Raw genomic sequence first — 19,881 nt, 5'->3', positions numbered from 1 at the left:
GCGTGCCGGCCGGCCCGCGGCGCTCTCTATTGCCATCAGGAGACATCATCATGGAATGGCTATCGGAGTTTGGTGCCATCGCGGCCATGCAGGGTTTCAACGGCTTGTCGGTGTTCTGCGTGCTGCTGCTGATGGCTCTGGGACTGGCGATCATCTTTGGTCAGATGGGCGTGATCAACATGGCCCATGGCGAGTTCCTCACCGTGGGTGCCTACACCACCTATCTGGTTTCGGTGCTGACGCTCAAGTACCTGCCTGAGCTGCAGCCCTACTACTTCTTTGTCGCCATCGTGCTGTCCTTCGTGATCGCCGGTGCGCTGGGCTGGCTCGCCGAATGGGCGCTGATCAGCAAGCTTTACCATCGCCCGCTGGACACCCTGCTGGCGACCTGGGGCCTGTCACTGGTGATGCAGCAGGCGTTCCGTTCGATCTTCGGTGCGCGCGAGGTCAGCGCCACGCTGCCGGACTGGCTGATGGGGTCCTGGATGCCCACCGACACCATCGACATTCCGCTCAACGGGCTGTTCGTGATGGCGCTGACACTGCTGCTCACCACGACGATCTTCGTCCTCATGTATCGCTCGCGCTGGGGCCTGCAGGTGCGCGCCACGGTGCAGAACCGGGTGATGGCGCGTTCGGTGGGGATCAACACCAAGAAGGTCGACCGCATGACCTTCGTCCTGGGCTGCGGCGTGGCCGGGGTCGCCGGCGCGGCGTTCACCACCATCGGCTCGACAGGCCCGACCTCGGGTTCGCTGTACATCGTCGACACCTTTCTGGTGGTGGTCTTCGGCGGCGCGGCCAGCCTGTTCGGCACCATCGCCTCGGCGTTCTCCATCGCTCAGACGCAATCGATCGCCGAGTTCTTCATCAGCGGCTCGATGGCCAAGGTGCTGACCCTTTCGGCAGTGATCCTGATCCTCATGCTGCGTCCGCAGGGGCTGTTCACGGCCAAGGTGCGCAAATGATGAACAGTTTTTTGGTGGCGATGGCGAACGACGTGAGGGCCAAGGCATGAACTCGACACTCGATAAATTCTTAGGCGGAAAGCAGGGCGGCATCGGTCTGCTGATCCTCGCGGCGCTGCTCCTGCTGGTGTTTCCGCTGCTGCTCGACAGCTTCCGCCTGAACATGGTGGGCAAGTACCTGACCTACGCCTTCGTTGCCGTGGGCCTGGTGCTCTGCTGGGGCTACGGCGGCATTCTCAGCCTGGGGCAGGGGATCTTCTTCGGCCTCGGCGGCTACTGCATGGCGATGTTCCTCAAGCTCGAGGCATCCGACCCGGAAAGCACCAGGATCCAGTCCACGCCCGGTATCCCGGACTTCATGGACTGGAACCAGATCACCGAGCTGCCGTTGTTCTGGCAACCCTTCCAGAGCTTCGGCTTCACCCTGCTCGCCGTGGTCGCGGTGCCGGCGATTCTCGCGCTGATCATCGGGGTGGCGATGTTCAAGCGTCGGGTGGGTGACGTGTACTTCTCCATCGTCACCCAGGCCATCGCGGCGATCCTGACCATCCTGATCATCGGCCAGCAGGGCCTGACCGGCGGGGTGAACGGCATCACCGACCTGAAGACGCTGCTTGGCTGGGACATTCGCACTGACGAGGCGAAGACCATCCTCTACTTCGTCAACGCGGCGCTGCTGATCGGCTGCATCCTGATCGGGCGCTTCATCCTCGCCTCGAAGCTCGGGCGCCTGCTGATGGCCATGCGTGACAAGGAAGAGCGGGTGCGCTTCTCCGGTTACGACGTGGCCAGCTTCAAGATCTTCGTGTTCTGCGTGGCGGCGAGCTTCTCGGCCATCGGCGGGGCGATGTTCACCCTGCAGGTGGGCTTCATGTCGCCGAGCTTCGTCGGCATCGTGCCGTCGATCGAGATGGTTATCTTCGCCGCCGTGGGCGGGCGCATGTCGCTGCTCGGCGCGGTGTACGGCGCGCTGCTGGTCAACTACGGCAAGACGGTGTTCTCCGAGAGTTTCCCCGAACTCTGGCTGTACTTCATGGGTGGGCTGTTCATCGCGGTGGTCATGTATTTCCCCAACGGTCTGGCAGGCCTCTGGCAAAGCCATGCCCGTCCCTGGCTGGCGCGTCTGCGGCTGCCGGATCGGCGCCAGCCATCGATGAAGCCCACGCCGCCAGCGGAGCAGGCGGGGGTGGGCGGTGCAACGATTGATGCGGTTCCCGCCAAGCAATTGGAGAGCACGCCATGAGTGGATTTCAGATGCCCAAACCGGTGCTGGCCATCGAGGGCCTGACCGTTTCCTTCGACGGGTTCAGGGCGGTCGACGACCTGAACCTCTATCTGGACCGCAACGAGGTGCGCGTGGTGATCGGCCCCAACGGCGCCGGCAAGACCACGGTGCTCGACCTGATCTGCGGCAAGACCCGCGCCACCGGCGGCTCGATCCAGTTCGACGGGCGCGAGCTGACCAAGATGAAGGAGTTCGACATCGTTCGCGCCGGGGTCGGGCGCAAGTTCCAGAACCCGTCGATCTACGAAAACCTCAGCGTGTTCGAGAACCTGGAGATGTCCTATCCGGCCGGACGCAAGGTGTTCGGCGCGCTGTTCTTCAAACGTAGCGCCGAGGTCATCGCCCGGGTCGAGGAAATCGCGGCGGAAATCGGTCTGAGCGAGCAGCTGTACAGCGAAGCGGGACTGCTCTCCCACGGCCAGAAACAGTGGCTGGAGATCGGCATGCTGCTGATGCAGGACCCGGAGTTACTGATGCTCGACGAGCCGGTGGCCGGCATGAGCGTCAGTGAGCGGGCACAGACCGCCGAACTGCTCAAGCGCATCAGTCAGGGCCGCTCGGTGCTGGTGATCGAGCACGACATGGAGTTCGTCAAGAGCATCGCGCACAAGGTCACCGTGCTGCATCAGGGCAAGGTGCTGGCCGAGGGCAGCATGGAAGCGGTGCAGAGCAATCCCAAGGTCATCGAGGTTTATCTGGGGCATTGAGGCGGTGCGGGCCCTGGCCCGCGTGTCGCACCCAAACAGGTACAAAAAGGAGTTCAGCATGTTCCAGATCAGCAGCCTCGCTTCGGGCTACGGCCAGAGTCAGATCCTTCACGATCTCAATCTCAAGGTCGAAAAGCAGGAAATCGTCGCGGTCATGGGCCGCAACGGTATGGGCAAGACCACACTGTTCAAGACGCTGATGGGCATCGTCCCGCAGACTGCAGGCAGCGTGCAGGTGGACGGGCAGGAAGTCGCCGGGCTGGAGACCCATCAGCGGGTTGCCAGCGGTGTGGCCTACGTGCCCCAGGGGCGGATGATCTTTCCCAGCATGACGGTGCTGGAGAACATTCAAACGGGTTTGCCGGCAGCCGCAGGCGGCAAGGTGCCGGATGATCTCTACGCGCTGTTCCCGGTGCTGCATGACATGCGCAAGCGCAAGGGCGGCAACCTGTCCGGCGGCCAGCAACAGCAGTTGGCGATTGCCCGGGCCCTGGCGACCAATCCCAAGGTACTGCTGCTGGATGAGCCGACCGAGGGCATCCAGCCGTCGATCATCAAGGACATCGCGCGCACGCTGAAGGAGATCCGCTCGCTTCGCGATCTGACCATCGTGGTTTCCGAGCAGGTGCTGTCCTTCACCATGGAAATTGCCGACCGCTTCCTGGTCATCGAGAAGGGCCGCTTCGTGCTGGAGGAAAGCGCAGCCAATGCCGACGAGGCGTCCATCAGCCGTTACCTGTCGGTATAAGCGCGCTATTCCGTGGGCGCCCTTGGTCGCGCCGTGCAAACTGGTTCGCGCGCCAAGGGCCTTTCACGGAGCGATGGGACGACGCAATTCTTCTCTTTTTCATGATCCTCAGGCTGGTGTGCATTCCCTGCACGCCGGCCTTCTCCTGCCTGGTCAACAGAGCTGCAAGCCGCGCATTTTCTGGCTCCGCGCATACGTCATCCAACGTATTTCGGAAAAGCTGGCGACGGAAAAGACTAGCTCCGTGTTCAGCGCAACGCTGATGTCCTTCCAACGCAAAGGAGCTTCGTCATGACCGATACCCTGATCAAGGTCGACTTGAATCAGCCTGCCACCGAGAACGAGCAGATCCACAACCGCTGGCATCCCGACATTCCGATGGCCTGCTGGGTCAAGCCGGGCGACGACTTCATTCTCGAGACCTACGACTGGACCGCAGGCGCGATCAAGAACGACGACGATGCATCCGATGTGCGCGACGTCGACCTCACCACCGTGCACTACCTGTCCGGCCCGGTCGGGGTCGAGGGTGCCGAGCCGGGCGACCTGCTGGTGGTGGATCTGCTCGACATCGGTGCCAAGCAGGACTCGATGTGGGGCTTCAATGGCTTCTTCTCGCAGCAGAACGGCGGCGGCTTCCTGACCGACCACTTCCCTCATGCGCAGAAGTCCATCTGGGATTTTCAGGGCCTGTTCACTAGCTCCAGGCACATCCCGGGCGTGCGTTTCGCCGGGCAGATCCATCCCGGCCTGATCGGCTGCCTGCCGGACCACAAGATGCTGGCGACCTGGAACGAGCGCGAGCAGGGCCTGATCGACACCAATCCCAACCGCGTCCCGCCGCTGGCCAATCCGACATTCGCCGCCACCGCGCACATGGGCAAGCTCACCGGCGAGGCCCGTGACAAGGCCGCGGCCCAGGGCGCGCGTACCGTGCCGCCCCGCGAGCATGGCGGCAACTGCGACATCAAGGACCTTTCGCGCGGCTCGAAGATCTTCTTCCCGGTCTATGTCGACGGCGCCGGGCTCTCGGTCGGCGACCTGCACTTCAGCCAGGGTGACGGTGAGATCACCTTCTGTGGCGCCATCGAGATGGCCGGCTGGGTGCACATGAAGGTCGAGCTGATCAAGGGGGGCATGGCCAAGTACGGCATCAAGAACCCGATCTTCAAGCCCAGCCCCATTGTGCCGACCTACAAGGATTACCTGATCTTCGAAGGCATCTCAGTCGACGAGAGCGGCAAGCAGCACTACCTGGACGTCAACATCGCCTACAAGCAGGCCTGTCTGAACGCCATCAACTACCTGACCAAATTCGGCTACACACCGGCGCAGGGTTACTCGCTGCTCGGTTCGGCGCCGGTGCAGGGCCATATCAGCGGTGTGGTGGACATACCCAATGCCTGCGCCACGCTCTGGCTGCCGACCGAGATCTTCGAGTTCGACATCCACCCGAACGCGTCCGGGCCGACCCGGTTCCTCGACGGCAGCATCGACCTGCCGATCGCCTACGACAAATGAGTTCGTTCATCCGGGCGGGGCAGGTGCTCTGGACGGCGGCCTGGCCCGCCCGGATGGAGGGACACGGAGGATGATGCGATGCCGATCTATGAATACGACTGCGACGCCTGTGGTGACTTCACCGCCCTGCGCCCGATGAGTGTGCGCAGCGACCCCTGCGATTGCCCGGCCTGCGGCACGCCCAGCCCGCGAGTGATTCGCACCGCCCCCGGCCTGGCAACCATGGCCGGCAGCACCCGCGCGGCGCATGAGACCAATGAGCGCGCCAGCCACGCGCCCAAGACAGTCGCCGAGTATGCCGCCAGCAAGCGCCACCCGGCCGGCTGCAGCTGCTGCGGCCCGAGCAAGCCGGTGGTGCCGACCAAGGCCAATCCCCACGCGCTCAAGGCCAGCCCGTCGAACCGGCCGTGGATGATCAGCCACTAGCCTGCAGCCTCGGTCGCGCCAGCGCCAACCCGCTCATGGGGTGGGCACGCTCTACTTTGCCACCGCTCACCACGACAGAACCCGAAAGAGGGAGAGACCCATGCGTCACGGTGATATTTCCAGCAGTCCCGATACCGTCGGCGTAGCCGTCGTCAACTACAAGATGCCGCGTCTGCACACTCGCGCCGAGGTACTCGACAACGCGCGCAAGATCGCCGAGATGATCAAGGGCATGAAGCTCGGCCTGCCGGGCATGGACCTGGTGGTGTTCCCCGAGTACAGCACCATGGGGATCATGTATGACCCCGGCGAGATGATGGAAACCGCCACCACCATTCCCGGCGAGGAAACCGCGATCTTCTCGGCCGCCTGTCGCGAGGCACGGACCTGGGGCATCTTCTCGCTCACCGGCGAGCGCAACGAAGACCCGGGCAAGGCGCCTTACAACACGCTGGTGCTGATCGACGATCAGGGCGAGATCGTGCAGAAGTACCGCAAGTGCATTCCCTGGTGCCCGATCGAGGGCTGGTATCCGGGTGACCGCACTTACGTCAGCGACGGCCCCAAGGGCATGAAGATCAGCCTGATCATCTGCGACGACGGCAACTACCCGGAGATCTGGCGCGACTGCGCGATGAAGGGCGCCGAGCTGATCGTGCGCTGCCAGGGCTACATGTACCCGGCCAAGGAGCAGCAGGTGCTGATGTCCAAGACCATGGCCTGGGCCAACAACTGTTACGTGGCGGTGGCCAATGCCGCGGGCTTCGATGGCGTCTACAGCTACTTCGGCCACTCGGCGATCATCGGCTTCGACGGTCGCACCCTGGGCGAGTGCGGCGAGGAGGAAATGGGGATCCAGTACGCCCAGCTGTCCATCTCGCAGATCCGTGACGCCCGTGCCAACGACCAGTCGCAGAACCACCTGTTCAAGCTGCTGCACCGCGGCTACACCGGCGTCTATAACTCGGGTGACGGTGACAGGGGCGTGGCTTACTGTCCGTTCGAGTTCTACCGCACCTGGGTGCTGGATGCGCAGAAGGCGCAGGAAAACGTCGAGGCCCTGACCCGAGCCACTGTCGGCGTCGCCGACTGCCCGGTGTACGAACTGCCGCATGCGGGGCGGGAGCGGACGCTGGGTTGAAGGATTGCCTCAAGTGCTCCAGGGTCTTGCTTGCCATCGGCATAGTGCCCTCACCCCGACCCTCTCTCCGAATGGGAGGGAGTGGCAAGCCAGTGCTGACTTCTCGCGATTGCTCGCCTTCTTTGCGATCCAGGCTTTGCGCGTTGGAGAGCAGATAGGAGGCGCAGCGTTAATCGCCCTCATTCCCCGCGCCCCTTCGCTCCGATGGTTGAGGGGGCGCACGTTCAACACTCCGCACCGGAATGCCCATGCCGTTCGTGAATGAACTGATCGAGCACAACCGTACCCAGCTCGCGCAAGCCAGCGACCGGGAGGGCCACGCGCCGAAGTCGGCGTCGCGCTTCCTGTTCGACGTCGAGACCGTCATGGCGCTGCTGCGCAGTCGTATCGTTGGTCAGGACGCGGTGCTGAGCGAAATCGAGGCGATGCTTTGCGTGGTCAAGGCCGGAATCGGCGATCCCGAACGTCCGCTGACGGTCAATCTGTTCCTTGGCCCGACCGGAGTTGGCAAGACCGAGATCGTCCGTCTGCTGGCTCAGGCCATTCGTGGCAAGTCGGACGCCTTCTGCCGCATCGACATGAATACCCTGGCCCAGGAGCACTGCGCCGCCGCACTCACCGGAGCCCCGCCCGGTTACGTGGGCAGCAAGGAAGGCACGACCCTGTTCGACGCCGAGGCCATCGCGGGAAGCTTCAGCCGGCCCGGTATCGTGCTGTTCGACGAGCTGGAAAAGGCCAGTCGGGAAGTCGTGCGCAGCCTGCTCAATGTACTGGATAGCGGACGACTGACCTTGGCTGCTGGCAACCGGACCCTCGATTTCCGCAATGCGCTGGTGTTCATGACCAGCAATGTCGGCGCACGGCAGGCTGCGCGATGGGAGCGCTGGCCGATACCGCGTATGGGCCGTTCCATGTTGCGAAGCCGCAGCTTCGGGCAGGCGTTGCATCGGCATTTCGATCCGGAGTTCCTCAATCGCATCGACCGCACGCTGCAGTTCGAAAGCATCCAGGGTGACCGGCTGATGGCGGTGCTCGATGTCGAACTGGGCAAGCTGGCGCAGCGCCTGGACCGGCAGGGCGTACGGCTGCAGGTCGACGAGGCCGTCAAGCGCGCCATCTGCCACGCGCACGACTCGCGCTTCGGTGCGCGCGACCTCAGCCGGCGGCTGCGCACGCGCCTGGAACCAGCATTGGCGCAAGCCCTGTTGCACGCTCCTGCCGAGCGGGTATGGCGAGCGGTGCTGCACGAAGGTGCGATCCGCGTGGAGCCGCTCGCGAGCGACTAGCAGCGAACTCTCCGGCGGTGCGGTCGTCCCATTTTCTAGACCGCCAACTTCACTGATCGGGGAACATCAATGGCCATGCTGGACACCCGTGGCATCGGGGCCTTTACCTTGCTCAAGCGCACCTTCAAGGAATTCGGCGCCGATGACATGTCGACCTATGCATCGGCGCTGGCCTATCGTGGCCTGTTCGCGATGTTCCCCTTCCTGGTTTTCCTCATCGCCTTGCTCGGCTTTCTCGATCTGCAGAATTTCTTCGACTGGTTGCGCATGCAGGCCGAGCTGGCCTTGCCGCCAATGGCGATGGAACAGATCAATCCGGTCATCGACCAGTTGCAGGAACAGCAGGCGGGGCTGCTGTCGTTCGGTATTCTCGTGGCGTTGTGGACGGCTTCGATCGGCTTCAGGTCGCTGATGATCGCCATGAACCGCGCCTATGATGTGGAGGAGGGGCGACCCGGCTGGAAGCTAATGTTGCTCTCGCTGGCCTATACGATAGGCGTCGCGGTGCTGCTCCTTCTGACTGCCGGGCTGATGATTATCGGGCCGCAAGCGATGGAGTGGCTGGCCAGCCAGGTGGGCATGGGCGATCTGGTGGTCCTGCTCTGGACCTGGCTGCGTTGGCCGGTGATCGTGGTCATGCTGATGCTCGTGGTGGCGCTTCTCTACTACGTGACGCCGGATGTGGAGCAGGAATTCCGCTTCATTACACCGGGCTCGGTGCTGGCCGTGCTGGTGTGGATCCTGGCCTCGATCGCCTTCGGTATCTACGTGCAGAACTTCGCCGATTACAACGCCACGTACGGCAGCATCGGCGCCATTATCGTGCTGCTACTCTATCTGTATATCTCCTCCGCGGTGCTGCTGTTCGGTGCCGAGCTCAATGCAGTCATCGAGCACGCGTCGGTGGAAGGCAAGGAGCCGGGCGACAAGCAGCCAGACGCCTGAGCCGAGCTTGGCGCGAACGTCCCTCCTGCGTAACGGTCATTTATTTCATTACCGATTTATTCCGCATGGATGGCGGAGCGGGTCGCCGCCGCGGCGCCCCGTCGGCGAGCAGCCGGTTTTTCTGCAACGGACCGAACGGAGAAGTACCTTGCACATCGCGGACATGACCATGTTCTACGCGCCGGCCAGTGGTGGCGTGCGCACCTACCTCGAGGCGAAGCACCGGCGCTTGCAGCTCTACTCCGGGGTGCGCCACAGCATTCTGGTGCCGGGCGACTGCTACAGCCACAACGACGGTCTGTATCAGGTACCCGCTCCGATCCTGCCGTTCGGCAAGGGCTATCGCTTCCCGATTCGCCGTGCTCCCTGGTGCAATCTGCTGCGTTCGTTGCGGCCTGATCTGATCGAGGTCGGCGATCCTTACATGACCGCTTGGGCGGCTCTCGAGGCCGGGCGCAGGCTGGAGGTGCCGGTGATCGGTTTCTACCATTCGGACCTGCCCTTGCTGGTCAGCAACCGTATCGGTAGCTGGCTGGGGACGAACTTCAATGGCTACGTCTCGCGACTCTACGGCAGCTTCGACCGCGTGCTGGCGCCGAGTGAAGTGATGGCTGACAAGCTGACCCACCTGGGCGTGCGCAACGTCTTCGTGCAGCCGCTGGGGGTCGATCTGGAGACCTTCAACCCCGACCGGCGCGACCCGCAGCTCCGCCGTGAACTGGGTCTGCCGGACGATGCGCGGCTGATGGTGTTCGCCGGCCGCGGCTCGCGGGAGAAGAACCTGCACATCCTGCTGGAGACCGCGCGTCAGCTCGGCAAGCCCTATCACCTGTTGCTGGTGGGTTCGAGCATGCCGCAGCGGGTGCCGGACAACGTCACGGTCATCGATCGCTTTTGCCCGGCCATCGAAGTGGCGCGTTATCTGGCCAGCAGCGATGTGCTACTGCACGCCGGAAATCAGGAAACCTTCGGCCTGGTCGCGCTGGAGGCCATGGCCTGCGGTATTCCGGTGGTCGCGGCGCGGGCTGGGGCGCTGCCGGAGTTGGTTCCGTTCTACAGCGGGCGACTCTGCAAGCCGCTCGACCCCAGGGCGATGGCGCATACCGTGCGCGAACTGTTCGAGGACGAGCCGAGGTTGCTTGGCCATCAGGCGCGCCAGCATGTCGAAGCCCACCATGCATGGGATGCGGTGGTCGCCGGGCTGCTGGCGCACTACCACGCGGTGCTGGGCACGGCGGATCTGCCGGTAGCCGTGCATGGCTGATCGTGCCCTGACGCTGGTGTTGCATGACGTCGCCGCGGAAACCTGGCCGGACTATCGGCCGTTCGTCGAGGCGGTGGATGCCATTGGCGGCGTCCCGATTACCTGGCTGGTGGTGCCGGACTTTCATCGACGCAATCCGCTGGAGCGGCAGCCGGAGTTCCGCCGGCTGCTGGACCGTCGTCTGCAGCGGGGCGACGAACTGGTGCTGCATGGCTGCTACCACGCCGACCTGGAGCCGGCACCGCGCAATCCGCGGGACTGGTTCATGCGCCGTGTCTATACGCACGAGGGCGAGTTCTACAGCCTGGACACGGCGAGCGCGCGGCAACGCCTCGACCATGGCATGGAGCTGTTTCGCCGCCACGGCTGGCCATTGCATGGCTTCGTCGCGCCGGCGTGGCTGATGAGCTCCGGCACGCGGCGTGCGCTGGCGGACAGCGGGTTGGTCTATACCAGCGATCCCGGGCATCTGTTCCGGCTGCCGGAATTCGCGCCCATCGTCGCGCCGGGACTTGTCTGGAGTGCTCGCAGCGCTTGGCGTCGAGGACTTTCCCGGCTGGTCAGCGAGCATCAGCTGCGTCGTCATCGAGAGGCCCCGTTGCTGCGGCTCGGGTTGCATCCGGTGGATATGCGCCACGAAGTTTCACGGCGCTATTGGAAGGACGTGCTGCTTCGGCTGCTCGATGACGGGCGCCGGCCGGTAACCAAGATAGACTGGCTGGAAGAGTACGGATCGTTGAGTGCAGTGGCATGAATCGACGCTGGTGGTTGTTGGGCGGCGCCCTGGCTGCCGCTGCGCTCGTGCCGTTGCTGCTTGGTGGCAGGGGGCTGTTCGAGCGTCTCTGGCAGTTTCCCGGCGGCCTGCTGATGATCATGCTGGGCATGGTGCTTGTCGGTTGGAACCTCAACGCGCTGCGCCTGCGCCTGTTGCTCGGGCGCCGGCAGCTGGGCCAGCGCCGCGCTTTCGGTATCGTCGTGGCAACCGAGTTCGCGATCTGTGCGACACCCGGCGGCGCTGGCGGCCCGCTGACGCTGATGGCACTGCTGATGCGCCAGGGCGTGGCGCCGGCCAAGGGCACCGCGACTTATGCCGTCGAGCAGTTGAGTGATCTGCTGTTCTTCGCCTGCGCACTGGTCGGTGTGCTGTTCTACGCGTTGACGCATGCACTCAACGCGTACATCGCCAGCCTGCTGGGCTTCAGCGCGGTGCTGCTGATCGGAGTGTTAGTGCTGCTGGCGCTGCTCGGCCGCTTCCACCGCCAGGTCTTCCTGCTCAACGGCTGGCTGGTGACGCGCCTCGGCATGAAGCAAACGCGCAAGCGGCGCTGGGCGCGTAAGGTGCTGGGCTTCCGCAACGCCCTGGTCGAATGCTTCCGCCTGCCACGGCGAATCCTGCTCACGGTGTTCGCACTCACCACGCTGCACTGGTTGCTGCGCTTCAGCGTGCTCTACCTGACGCTGCAGGGGCTGGGCAGCGAACTCGCCTGGGCCTGGACCTTCCTCGTGCAGCTACTGGCGCTCACCGCCGGTCAGCTCAGCCTGTTGCCCGGTGGCGCCGGCAGCGCGGAACTGGCCTCGGCCGCGTTGCTGACGCCCATGGTAGGCAAGTCGACCACCGCGGCGGCCATCCTGATCTGGCGTTTCGTGACTTATTACTTTTACCTCATCGCCGGCGCGCCGGTGTTTCTGCATCTGGCGGGTCGGCCCTTGCTGCGCCGGTTGATGCCTTCGCGCCAGGCATGACCGCTCCCCCCGATGGCTGGGCGAAACTAACGCTTCGCGCGGACGGTCCACCTTATGTCACTAACGAATAAGTCAGGAGTTCGCCATGAGTAGCGCAGAAGACAAGGTCAAGGGCAATACCAACGAAGCCGTCGGCAAGATCAAGCAGGGCGTGGGCGAAGCGACCGATAATGAGCGCATGAAAGGCGAGGGCCAGCGCCAGGAGGTCAAGGGTGAAGGCCAGCAGCTCAAGGGGGAGGCGAAGGACACCTTGAAGAAAGGTATCGACAAGGCCTAAACGGCTTGCCCCACAAATAAAAATGCCCGCTTCGTGCGGGCATTTTTGTGTAACGAGCGCTGATCAGCGCTCCAGATATTGCAGCTTGTCCTTCACGCCATCCCATTCTTCGGCATCGGCCAGTGCATCCTTCTTCTCGGTGATGTTCGGCCAGACTTCCGCCAGGTCCGCGTTCAGCTCGATGAATTCCTGCTGGTCTTCCGGTACCTCGTCCTCGGAGAAGATCGCCTGGGCCGGGCACTCGGGCTCACAGAGGGCGCAGTCGATGCACTCGTCCGGGTGAATCACCAGAAAGTTCGGGCCTTCGTAGAAGCAGTCCACCGGGCAGACTTCCACGCAATCGGTGTATTTGCACTTGATGCAGTTGTCGGTGACGACGAAGGTCATGTCTAGCTATCTCCTCAGGCGTGTCAGGTAGGCGTTACGGTGACGCCCCTGCGAGTAGGCGGCACAGGCAAATGCCGCTTATCAAAAAAATGCGCGCGATTCTAGCAGCTTTCGCGGCGTATCAAATGCGTGATTTCAAGCTGTATAGCAGCTCCAGCGCCTGGCGCGGCGTTACATCATCGGGATTGATCCGCCCCAATTCCTCGAGCACTGGATGCGGCAGGCTGGCGAACAGGTCGCTCTGCATGGGCGGCGCTGGCTGGCCGGGTGCCATTCTCGGCGCTTCGTGGGGCAGACTGGTGGTTTCCAGGCGCGACAGATGGTCGCGTGCACGCTGGATGACTTCGCCCGGCACGCCTGCCAGTTGCGCCACCGCCAGGCCGTAACTCTGGCTCGCCGGACCGGGTAGCACGTGGTGCAGGAAGACGATGCGCTCGTTGTGCTCGGTGGCCGAGAGGTGCACGTTGGCCACCACCGGCTCGCTTTCCGGCAGCACGGTCAGTTCGAAGTAGTGGGTGGCAAACAGCGTGAAGGCGCGCAGCTTGGCGAGGTGTTCGGCTGCCGCCCAGGCCAGCGACAGGCCGTCGAAGGTGCTGGTGCCGCGGCCGACCTCGTCCATCAGTACCAGGCTGCGATCACTGGCGTTGTGCAGGATATTCGCGGTTTCGCTCATTTCCACCATGAAGGTCGAGCGCCCGCCGGCGAGATCGTCCGAAGAGCCGATGCGGGTGAAGATGCGGTCCACCAACGACAGCTCGCAGGCGGCTGCCGGGACGAAGCTGCCGATCTGTGCCAGCAGCACGATCAGCGCAGTCTGGCGCATGTAGGTCGATTTACCGCCCATGTTCGGCCCGGTGATGACCAGCATGCGGGTGGCATCGTCGAGGCCAAGGTCGTTGGCCACGAACGGCGTCTCCAATACCTGCTCGACCACCGGATGGCGACCCTGCTCGATGCGCATGCACGGCTGCTCGACGAAGCGCGGGCGATTCAGATCGAGATTGAGCGCGCGCTCGGCGAGGTTGCTCAGCACGTCCAGTTCGGCCAGGGCGGCGGCGCTTTCCTGCAGGGGCGGCAGATGGCCGATGAGCAGTTCCAGCAGTTCGTCGTAGAGCAGCTTCTCGCGGGCGAGGGCGCGGCTCTTGGCCGACAGTGCCTTGTCCTCGAATTCCTTCAGCTCAGGGGTGATGAAGCGCTCGGCGCCCTTGAGCGTCTGCCGGCGGATGTAGTCGGCCGGCGCGGATTCGGCCTGCTTGCTCGGCAGCTCGATGAAGTAGCCGTGCACGCGGTTGTAGCCGACCTTGAGGTTGGCCAAGCCGGTGCGCGCCCTCTCGCGGGTCTCCAGGTCCATCAGGTACTGGCCGGCGTTCTCGGAGAGCGATTGCAGCTCGTCCAGCTCGGCGTCGTAGCCGGTCTTGAGCACGCCACCGTCGCGGATCACCGCCGGCGGATTGTCGATGATGGCGCGCGCCAGCAGCTCGGCCAGCTCCGGGTAGGTACTGATGCTTTTCGCCAGTTCGAGCAGATGCGGTGCCACCAGGTCCTGCATGCCCGCCTGCAGCTGTGGTAGCGCAGCGAGCGCGTCGCGCAGGCGCGCCAGATCGCGCGGACGGGCGTTGCGCAGGCCAATCCGGGCGAGGATGCGTTCCAGGTCTCCGATGTCCTTGAGCTGCGGCTGCAGCTGTTCGAAGCGGTAATGCTCGAGCAGGCAGGTGATCGAGTCCTGACGCGCCTCGAGAGTCTCGCGGTTGCGCAGCGGGCGATTCAGCCAGCGGGTCAGCAGGCGCGAGCCCATGGCGGTCTGGCAGCGGTCCATGACCGATTGCAGAGTGTTGTCACGGCCGCCGGCCAGGTTGACGTCCAGCTCCAGATTGCGTCGGCTGGCACCGTCGAGGATCACCGTGTCGTCGAGGCGCTCGTGACGCAGGCTGCGCAGGTGGGGCAGGGCGGTGCGCTGGGTTTCCTTGGCGTAGGCCAGCAGGCAGCCGGCGGCACCGATCGCCAGGGTCAGGCTCTCGCAGCCGAAGCCCTTGAGGTCCTGGGTGGAGAACTGCTGGCAGAGGCTCTTGAAGGCCGAGTCTCGATCGAAATCCCAGGGCGCGCGACGGCGCACACCGCGGCGTTTCTCCAGCGGCAGGCCCTGTGGCCAATCGTCGGGGATCAGCAATTCTGCTGGGCTCAGGCGCTCCAGTTCGGCGAGCAGGGTTTCCCAGCCCTTGAGCTCCTGCACGCTGAAACGGCCGCTGGCGATGTCCAGCACCGACAGGCCGAACAGCCTCTCGTCGCCCACCACCGCCGCCAGCAGGTTGTCGCGGCGCTCGTCGAGCAGCGCCTCGTCGCTCACCGTACCGGGGGTGATGATGCGCACCACCTGGCGCTCCACCGGCCCCTTGCTGGTGGCCGGGTCGCCGATCTGCTCGCAGATCACCACCGATTCGCCAAGCTTGACCAGTCGCGCCAGATAGCCTTCGGCGGAGTGGAACGGGATGCCCGCCATGGGAATCGCGGTGCCCGCCGATTGCCCGCGCGCGGTCAGGGTGATATCCAGCAGCGCGGCGGCCTTCTTGGCATCGTCGTAGAACAGCTCGTAGAAATCGCCCATGCGGTAGAACATCAGCTGGTCTGGATGCTCGCGCTTGAGCTTCCAATATTGCTGCATCATCGGGGTGTGGGCAGAGAGATCGGCGTTGGGCTTGGTCATCGTCGTGCGGTGCGTATTCGTTGATGGCGGAATCGGTGGCGGCGCGTGCGCGCCGCCGCGCACATTGCGCGGTTCCGCCGAAAACCGGCAAGGTTATCACGGGGCGGGGCCCAGGCAGATGCATGTCGGCAACCGATTGGCGAGCGCGGCGCGTCATCTGTCGGTAGCTGGACGGAACATGTTGATTCGACGCGAATCTGCCGCTAGTTTCGGACCTGTCGAGCACTGTGGCCGCCACCCGGCGCGTGCTGCAACAAGGTGCCGACGCCTCACTGCTCGCGCGACCTCCCAGGCCACTCCGCCTGTGGCGGTAGCTTGCCATTGCCACACCCGGCATTCGTCCTACGGCCTCCTGCCGTCCAGCCTGTCGCCGTCCGCGGGCACCAATCCCTCGCGTCAGTTCGTGCCGCCGTAGGGCTGGCGACGTTCCCTTCATCAAAAGTGAGCAGCAGACATGTCTCGATTACTCGGGCTCGATGCCCTGCGCGGCGTGGCGGCCTTGTGCGTCGCCTATTCCCACCTCATTGCGAAGATGAAACGTGATGGTCAGCTGGACGAGATGAGCAACTACCTCTTCCTCGCCAGCAAGACCGTGCTGGATGTCGGCAAGACCAGTGTTCTGGTGCTGTTCGCGCTGAGCGGCTACTTCATCGTCGCGGCGCTGTATCAGAGTCGTAGTCGTTATGAGCGGCCGATAGCGGCGTTCGCCTACCAGCGTTTCTTCAGGCTGTTTCCCCTGTACTGGCTTTCGCTGTTTCTCGGGGTGATGTTTCCCTGGGACGATCCCGCGAGGGTGTTCAGTCCGGGGGTGGTCGCGATCAACGCGACGATGCTGCAGGGATTCGTGTTCGTGGAGAACGTGATCGGGCTGTACTGGACCTTGCAGATCGAGCTGACCTTCTATGTGTTGTGTGTCCTGTTGTTCGCCTTGCGCCTGGGAGGCTCGGCGAAGTGGGATCTGACGTTTCTGCTCGCTCAATACGCATTCACGCTGCTGCTCGCCGTGCTGCGCTACAAGCTCGAGGTGAAGCTGCCGGTGGCTTTGCCTCTGATGCTCAGCGTCTGCTTTCTCGGTGCGCTATGGCGGGCAACGGACAATGGCCGTGCGCCCGATACCGGGCGTTACGCCCGTCTCGCGGTGGCGCTGTTCTACCTGTTCCTGCTACCGATCTGCGTGTTCGCCTATTCGCGTGACACCGGTTTGGGCGAGACCTGGTACCGCTACTTCGTCAGTTACAGCGTGGGGGTTGCGATCTTCCTGAGCGCCACTCGTGCCACCGGCGCCTGGCTGCGCTGGCTTGCTCCGCTCGGCGGGATCGGCTACGTCGTGTTCCTGTCGCATCCGTCGTTATTCGCTCTTGCCGAGCGCCTCGGGTTCGGTCCTGCGGCGCTCACCGTGCCTGGCCCGCTGTACATGGCGCTGTTGCTGGGCGTACTGGTGCTGTTCGCCTTTTTCGTCAAGCGAACCCTTGCCGATCCTATCCAGCGGTATGGCGACAAGGTAGTGCACAGGCGTGCAGGGCGGTTGGGTGCGAGCGTCACGCTGCCGGTACGTCAGGATGCTTGACGAGCCGGTGCAACCGTTCGCCCCTGGATGAACCTGTCGGGCTGCTCTTCATCTCGCGCTGGTGTAGGGTATCGACCAGTTTTCCAAGCCTGCCGGAGCCTCGATGGATCTTACTGAACTGGCCACACGGCTGGGCGATGCGCTACAGCGCCAGCATGCCCAGGTCACTACGGCGGAGTCCTGTACCGGCGGTGGCATTGCCGAGGCCATTACCCGCGTTGCAGGTAGTTCGGCCTGGTTCGAGGCCGGTTACGTCACTTATTCGAATGCGCAGAAGACGCTTCAGTTGGGAGTGCCGACGGCATTGTTCGAGGAGGTCGGCGCGGTCAGTGCCGAGGTGGTGCAGGCCATGGTGCGTGGCGCTCAGGAGCGCAGCGGCGCGCGCTTTGCCGTCGCAGTCAGTGGGATCGCCGGTCCCGGTGGCGGTTCGCCGGAAAAGCCGGTGGGCACCGTCTGGATCGCCTGGGCCGATGGCTCCCGGTTGTATGTCGATCGCCAGCTGTTCAGCGGAGATCGGCAATCGGTGCGCGAGCAGACGGTGGCCGCTGCGCTGCATGGATTGCTCGCGCTGGCGCTCGGAGAAAAACCGCTTCGGGACTAGGCGAGCAAAATCGCCTATGTTCTAATACTGGCTACTTATACAGTTGTTGTGGCCTCCGGCCCTCTTGATCAAGTGAGGATTCGATGGACGAGAACAAGAAGCGCGCCTTGGCTGCAGCCCTGGGCCAGATTGAAAAGCAGTTCGGCAAGGGCGCAGTGATGCGCATGGGCGATCACGATCGTCAGGCGATTCCGGCCATCTCCACAGGCTCGCTGGGCCTGGATATCGCGCTGGGCATTGGCGGCCTGCCGAAGGGTCGAATCGTCGAGATCTATGGTCCCGAATCGTCCGACAAGACCACCATGACCCTCTCTGTGATCGCCGAGGCGCAGAAGATGGGTGCCACCTGCGCCTTCGTCGACGCCGAACACGCGCTGGACCCGGACTACGCCGGCAAGCTGGGCGTCAACGTCGACGACCTGCTGGTTTCGCAGCCGGATACCGGCGAGCAGGCCCTGGAAATCACCGACATGCTGGTGCGCTCCAATGCGGTCGACGTGATCATCGTTGACTCCGTGGCCGCGCTGGTGCCCAAGGCCGAGATCGAAGGCGAGATGGGCGATGCCCACGTCGGTCTGCAGGATGCAGTATCACGTATTGCAGCGTAGTTTTGGTTCACTTAGGAAGTCTTCCTTCCCTACCAAGGGATACTCCCTAAGCTAATCAGTAGTATTCGATTAATTCCTAATTTGAGTGGTCGGTGAGAATGGATCAGGCAAAAAACAAAGCGTTGGAAATGGCTCTTTCTCAGATAGAGAAACAGTTTGGCAAGGGCGCCATAATGCGGCTCGGCTCAGACCGGACAATGGATATCGATGTTGTTTCGACAGGTTCCCTTGGTCTCGACATCGCTTTGGGCGTGGGTGGTCTGCCGCGTGGTCGTATTGTCGAGATCTACGGGCCAGAGTCCTCTGGTAAAACTACCCTCACTCTTTCGGTTATTGCCGAAGCTCAGCGTCAAGGTTTGACCTGTGCATTCGTGGATGCCGAACATGCTCTTGATCCAATCTACGCAGCTAAACTCGGTGTAAACATTGATGACCTCCTGTGCTCGCAGCCAGATACCGGTGAACAGGCTCTTGAGATCGTAGACATATTGACTCGTTCGGGTGCGGTTAACGTAATTGTTGTCGATTCCGTTGCTGCGCTTGTTCCAAAGGCAGAGATCGAAGGGGAGATCGGCGATTCCCATGTTGGCCTTGCCGCGCGAATGATGTCTCAGGCGATGCGGAAGATTACTGGTAACCTGAAAAATTCCAACACCATGTGTATCTTCATCAATCAGATTCGCATGAAGATCGGCGTGATGTTCGGCAGCCCGGAAACCACCACCGGTGGTAACGCGCTCAAGTTCTACGCCTCGGTGCGTCTGGATATCCGCCGTACCGGCGCGGTGAAGGAAGGCGACGAAGTGGTCGGTAGTGAAACACGCGTCAAGGTTGTCAAGAACAAAGTCGCTGCTCCATTCAGGCAAGCAGAATTCCAGATTCTCTACGGCCATGGCATCAGCAAGGCGGGTGAGATCGTTGATCTAGCTGTTGCAAATAATTTCGTTGAAAAGGCTGGCGCCTGGTACTCCTTCGAGGGTAATAAAATTGGCCAAGGTAAAGCTAATACCATGAAGTGGCTTATGGAAAACAAGGCTACCATGGACAAGCTGGAAGGCATGATTCGCGACAAGCTGATGTCGAAGCCACAGCCTGAAACATCTGCCAACCTATCCGCTCTAGAAGAGCCGGCTGACGACTAATATATCTGTCGGTGGGTGAAAGTCGGTCGTCACTGATAGTTGCTGATATACCCTTTATAATAAAGCCTAGCCTTTAAAGCTAGGTTTTATTATTTCAGGCTTAATTATTTAATATAGTTATGTAGATCTAAAAACGCGTTAGTCTTGGGTGGTTTTATTTGCACTGAGTGTGTGATGCGGCTCCTGCTATTGAGTACAGTTTATACCTCTGATCCTGAGGCGTGAATTAAGATTCAAAAACGTACGGCTTTCGCACACCGCTGGTAACCTCCAGCTGCACGGAGATGGGTGAGCTATCATTAGGTTTGGAGTACTAGTCCCCTCCGAGCTCTTCATGCTCTTGGGCAATTTGTTTTAAAAGCCTCTCTGACGTCACCCCTTCGTAGCTACTGAACGAGTCGAGCAGCACTGTGAGGGGGTGAACCCCCATAACCTCAGCGATCTCTATCATCTTCTCGATAGTGACCCCTTTCAGCCCTCGTTCCAGCATCGAGATGTGTGCTCGACTGCTAATTGACATGAACGATTCCTGGCTAAGCCCGCGAGCCTTACGAATTCTCCGCA

The 19,881-nt window shown here is 62.6% G+C and carries 19 protein-coding genes and 1 pseudogene; 17 read left to right on the top strand and 3 right to left on the bottom strand.

All coding sequences use genetic code 11. The features are described from left to right. Positions 1–50 precede the first annotated feature (50 nt). The 13 genes from urtB to ACX1DW_RS09540 all read left to right on the top strand — a co-directional run bounded on the left by urtB (position 51) and on the right by ACX1DW_RS09540 (position 12,311). Complete coding sequence (gene urtB / locus ACX1DW_RS09600) at positions 51–968, top strand: urea ABC transporter permease subunit UrtB (RefSeq protein ID WP_458993282.1); 918 nt, start codon at positions 51–53, stop codon at positions 966–968. A gap of 46 nt (positions 969–1,014) precedes the next feature. Continuing rightward, entirely contained in the window at positions 1,015–2,211 is a 1,197-nt protein-coding gene (gene urtC / locus ACX1DW_RS09595) for an urea ABC transporter permease subunit UrtC (RefSeq protein WP_208217795.1), read from the top strand. Continuing rightward, positions 2,208–2,960, top strand: coding sequence for an urea ABC transporter ATP-binding protein UrtD (gene urtD, locus ACX1DW_RS09590; protein ID WP_458993281.1), 753 nt, complete (start codon positions 2,208–2,210; stop codon positions 2,958–2,960). Before urtC ends, urtD begins: the two co-directional genes overlap by 4 nt. Before the next feature lie 58 nt (positions 2,961–3,018). Continuing rightward, positions 3,019–3,708, top strand: coding sequence for an urea ABC transporter ATP-binding subunit UrtE (gene urtE, locus ACX1DW_RS09585; protein WP_336315551.1), 690 nt, complete (start codon positions 3,019–3,021; stop codon positions 3,706–3,708). Between the two features lie 291 nt (positions 3,709–3,999). Then, positions 4,000–5,229 (top strand): formamidase, encoded by a 1,230-nt coding sequence (fmdA, locus tag ACX1DW_RS09580; RefSeq protein ID WP_336315552.1) that lies wholly within the window; start codon positions 4,000–4,002, stop codon positions 5,227–5,229. 78 nt (positions 5,230–5,307) lie between these two features. Further along, the gene (locus ACX1DW_RS09575; RefSeq protein WP_046622437.1) at positions 5,308–5,655 is read left to right on the top strand and encodes an FmdB family zinc ribbon protein; all 348 of its coding nucleotides are present in this window, start codon (positions 5,308–5,310) and stop codon (positions 5,653–5,655) included. A 100-nt stretch (positions 5,656–5,755) separates the two neighbouring features. Then, entirely contained in the window at positions 5,756–6,796 is a 1,041-nt protein-coding gene (locus ACX1DW_RS09570; protein WP_458993280.1) for an aliphatic amidase, read from the top strand. Between the two features lie 248 nt (positions 6,797–7,044). Then, positions 7,045–8,082 carry an AAA family ATPase gene (locus ACX1DW_RS09565; RefSeq protein ID WP_458993279.1) on the top strand — a complete coding sequence of 346 codons (1,038 nt, stop codon included), beginning with the start codon at positions 7,045–7,047 and terminating at the stop codon, positions 8,080–8,082. 69 nt (positions 8,083–8,151) lie between these two features. Beyond that, positions 8,152–9,027, top strand: coding sequence for a YihY/virulence factor BrkB family protein (locus ACX1DW_RS09560; RefSeq protein WP_458993278.1), 876 nt, complete (start codon positions 8,152–8,154; stop codon positions 9,025–9,027). 148 nt (positions 9,028–9,175) lie between these two features. After that, positions 9,176–10,291, top strand: a complete 1,116-nt coding sequence (locus ACX1DW_RS09555) for a glycosyltransferase family 4 protein (RefSeq protein ID WP_458993277.1) — start codon at positions 9,176–9,178, stop codon at positions 10,289–10,291. Beyond that, a complete protein-coding gene (locus ACX1DW_RS09550) occupies positions 10,284–11,045 on the top strand; it encodes a DUF2334 domain-containing protein (RefSeq protein ID WP_458993276.1) in 762 nt (253 codons plus the stop codon). Before ACX1DW_RS09555 ends, ACX1DW_RS09550 begins: the two co-directional genes overlap by 8 nt. Then, the gene (locus ACX1DW_RS09545) at positions 11,042–12,034 is read left to right on the top strand and encodes a lysylphosphatidylglycerol synthase transmembrane domain-containing protein (protein WP_458993275.1); all 993 of its coding nucleotides are present in this window, start codon (positions 11,042–11,044) and stop codon (positions 12,032–12,034) included. Before ACX1DW_RS09550 ends, ACX1DW_RS09545 begins: the two co-directional genes overlap by 4 nt. Positions 12,035–12,119: 85 nt before the next feature. Next, entirely contained in the window at positions 12,120–12,311 is a 192-nt protein-coding gene (locus tag ACX1DW_RS09540; protein ID WP_133455935.1) for a CsbD family protein, read from the top strand. A 63-nt stretch (positions 12,312–12,374) separates the two neighbouring features. Here the strand turns inward: ACX1DW_RS09540 and fdxA are convergent, their stop codons facing one another. Together fdxA and mutS are read right to left on the bottom strand one after the other, a co-directional pair. Then, positions 12,375–12,698, bottom strand: coding sequence for a ferredoxin FdxA (gene fdxA / locus ACX1DW_RS09535; protein ID WP_003285709.1), 324 nt, complete (start codon positions 12,696–12,698; stop codon positions 12,375–12,377). Between the two features lie 121 nt (positions 12,699–12,819). Then, positions 12,820–15,399, bottom strand: coding sequence for a DNA mismatch repair protein MutS (mutS, locus tag ACX1DW_RS09530; RefSeq protein WP_458993274.1), 2,580 nt, complete (start codon positions 15,397–15,399; stop codon positions 12,820–12,822). Positions 15,400–15,853: 454 nt separating this feature from the next. On the opposite strand from mutS, the gene ACX1DW_RS09525 reads away from it, so the two are divergent. From ACX1DW_RS09525 to recA, 4 genes and pseudogenes are all read left to right on the top strand, one after another. Beyond that, positions 15,854–16,966: an acyltransferase family protein gene (locus ACX1DW_RS09525; RefSeq protein ID WP_458993273.1), complete on the top strand. Its 1,113-nt coding sequence runs from the start codon at positions 15,854–15,856 to the stop codon at positions 16,964–16,966. A 103-nt stretch (positions 16,967–17,069) separates the two neighbouring features. After that, positions 17,070–17,567 carry a CinA family protein gene (locus ACX1DW_RS09520; protein ID WP_458993272.1) on the top strand — a complete coding sequence of 166 codons (498 nt, stop codon included), beginning with the start codon at positions 17,070–17,072 and terminating at the stop codon, positions 17,565–17,567. A gap of 83 nt (positions 17,568–17,650) precedes the next feature. Beyond that, positions 17,651–18,148: pseudogene (locus ACX1DW_RS09515) on the top strand (recombinase RecA family protein); the annotation flags it as partial. 125 nt (positions 18,149–18,273) lie between these two features. Further along, positions 18,274–19,317 carry a recombinase RecA gene (recA, locus tag ACX1DW_RS09510; RefSeq protein ID WP_046622304.1) on the top strand — a complete coding sequence of 348 codons (1,044 nt, stop codon included), beginning with the start codon at positions 18,274–18,276 and terminating at the stop codon, positions 19,315–19,317. A 313-nt stretch (positions 19,318–19,630) separates the two neighbouring features. Here recA and ACX1DW_RS09505 read toward each other — a convergent pair whose 3' ends face one another. After that, on the bottom strand, positions 19,631–19,837 hold the full coding sequence (locus ACX1DW_RS09505) for a helix-turn-helix domain-containing protein (protein WP_232964074.1): 207 nt from the start codon (positions 19,835–19,837) through the stop codon (positions 19,631–19,633). Between the last annotated feature and the right edge of the window lie 44 nt (positions 19,838–19,881).

The organism is Stutzerimonas sp. KH-1 (genome assembly GCF_054483855.1).
The sequence above is the reverse complement of the archived record's forward strand: the minus strand, read 5'-3'. Positions and strand labels throughout refer to the sequence as shown.

Excerpts from the sequence above, each read along its gene's own strand:
- mutS (WP_458993274.1), bottom strand. The coding sequence starts at position 15,399 with ATGACCAAGCCCAACGCCGATCTCTCTGCCCACACCCCGATGATGCAG.
- urtC (WP_208217795.1), top strand. The coding sequence starts at position 1,015 with ATGAACTCGACACTCGATAAATTCTTAGGCGGAAAGCAGGGCGGCATC.
- ACX1DW_RS09520 (WP_458993272.1), top strand. The coding sequence starts at position 17,070 with ATGGATCTTACTGAACTGGCCACACGGCTGGGCGATGCGCTACAGCGC.
- urtE (WP_336315551.1), top strand. The coding sequence starts at position 3,019 with ATGTTCCAGATCAGCAGCCTCGCTTCGGGCTACGGCCAGAGTCAGATC.
- fdxA (WP_003285709.1), bottom strand. The coding sequence starts at position 12,698 with ATGACCTTCGTCGTCACCGACAACTGCATCAAGTGCAAATACACCGAT.
- ACX1DW_RS09525 (WP_458993273.1), top strand. The coding sequence starts at position 15,854 with ATGTCTCGATTACTCGGGCTCGATGCCCTGCGCGGCGTGGCGGCCTTG.
- ACX1DW_RS09505 (WP_232964074.1), bottom strand. The coding sequence starts at position 19,837 with ATGTCAATTAGCAGTCGAGCACACATCTCGATGCTGGAACGAGGGCTG.
- ACX1DW_RS09540 (WP_133455935.1), top strand. The coding sequence starts at position 12,120 with ATGAGTAGCGCAGAAGACAAGGTCAAGGGCAATACCAACGAAGCCGTC.
- ACX1DW_RS09550 (WP_458993276.1), top strand. The coding sequence starts at position 10,284 with ATGGCTGATCGTGCCCTGACGCTGGTGTTGCATGACGTCGCCGCGGAA.
- ACX1DW_RS09545 (WP_458993275.1), top strand. The coding sequence starts at position 11,042 with ATGAATCGACGCTGGTGGTTGTTGGGCGGCGCCCTGGCTGCCGCTGCG.
- fmdA (WP_336315552.1), top strand. The coding sequence starts at position 4,000 with ATGACCGATACCCTGATCAAGGTCGACTTGAATCAGCCTGCCACCGAG.
- ACX1DW_RS09560 (WP_458993278.1), top strand. The coding sequence starts at position 8,152 with ATGGCCATGCTGGACACCCGTGGCATCGGGGCCTTTACCTTGCTCAAG.
- ACX1DW_RS09565 (WP_458993279.1), top strand. The coding sequence starts at position 7,045 with ATGCCGTTCGTGAATGAACTGATCGAGCACAACCGTACCCAGCTCGCG.
- urtB (WP_458993282.1), top strand. The coding sequence starts at position 51 with ATGGAATGGCTATCGGAGTTTGGTGCCATCGCGGCCATGCAGGGTTTC.
- recA (WP_046622304.1), top strand. The coding sequence starts at position 18,274 with ATGGATCAGGCAAAAAACAAAGCGTTGGAAATGGCTCTTTCTCAGATA.
- ACX1DW_RS09570 (WP_458993280.1), top strand. The coding sequence starts at position 5,756 with ATGCGTCACGGTGATATTTCCAGCAGTCCCGATACCGTCGGCGTAGCC.
- ACX1DW_RS09575 (WP_046622437.1), top strand. The coding sequence starts at position 5,308 with ATGCCGATCTATGAATACGACTGCGACGCCTGTGGTGACTTCACCGCC.
- urtD (WP_458993281.1), top strand. The coding sequence starts at position 2,208 with ATGAGTGGATTTCAGATGCCCAAACCGGTGCTGGCCATCGAGGGCCTG.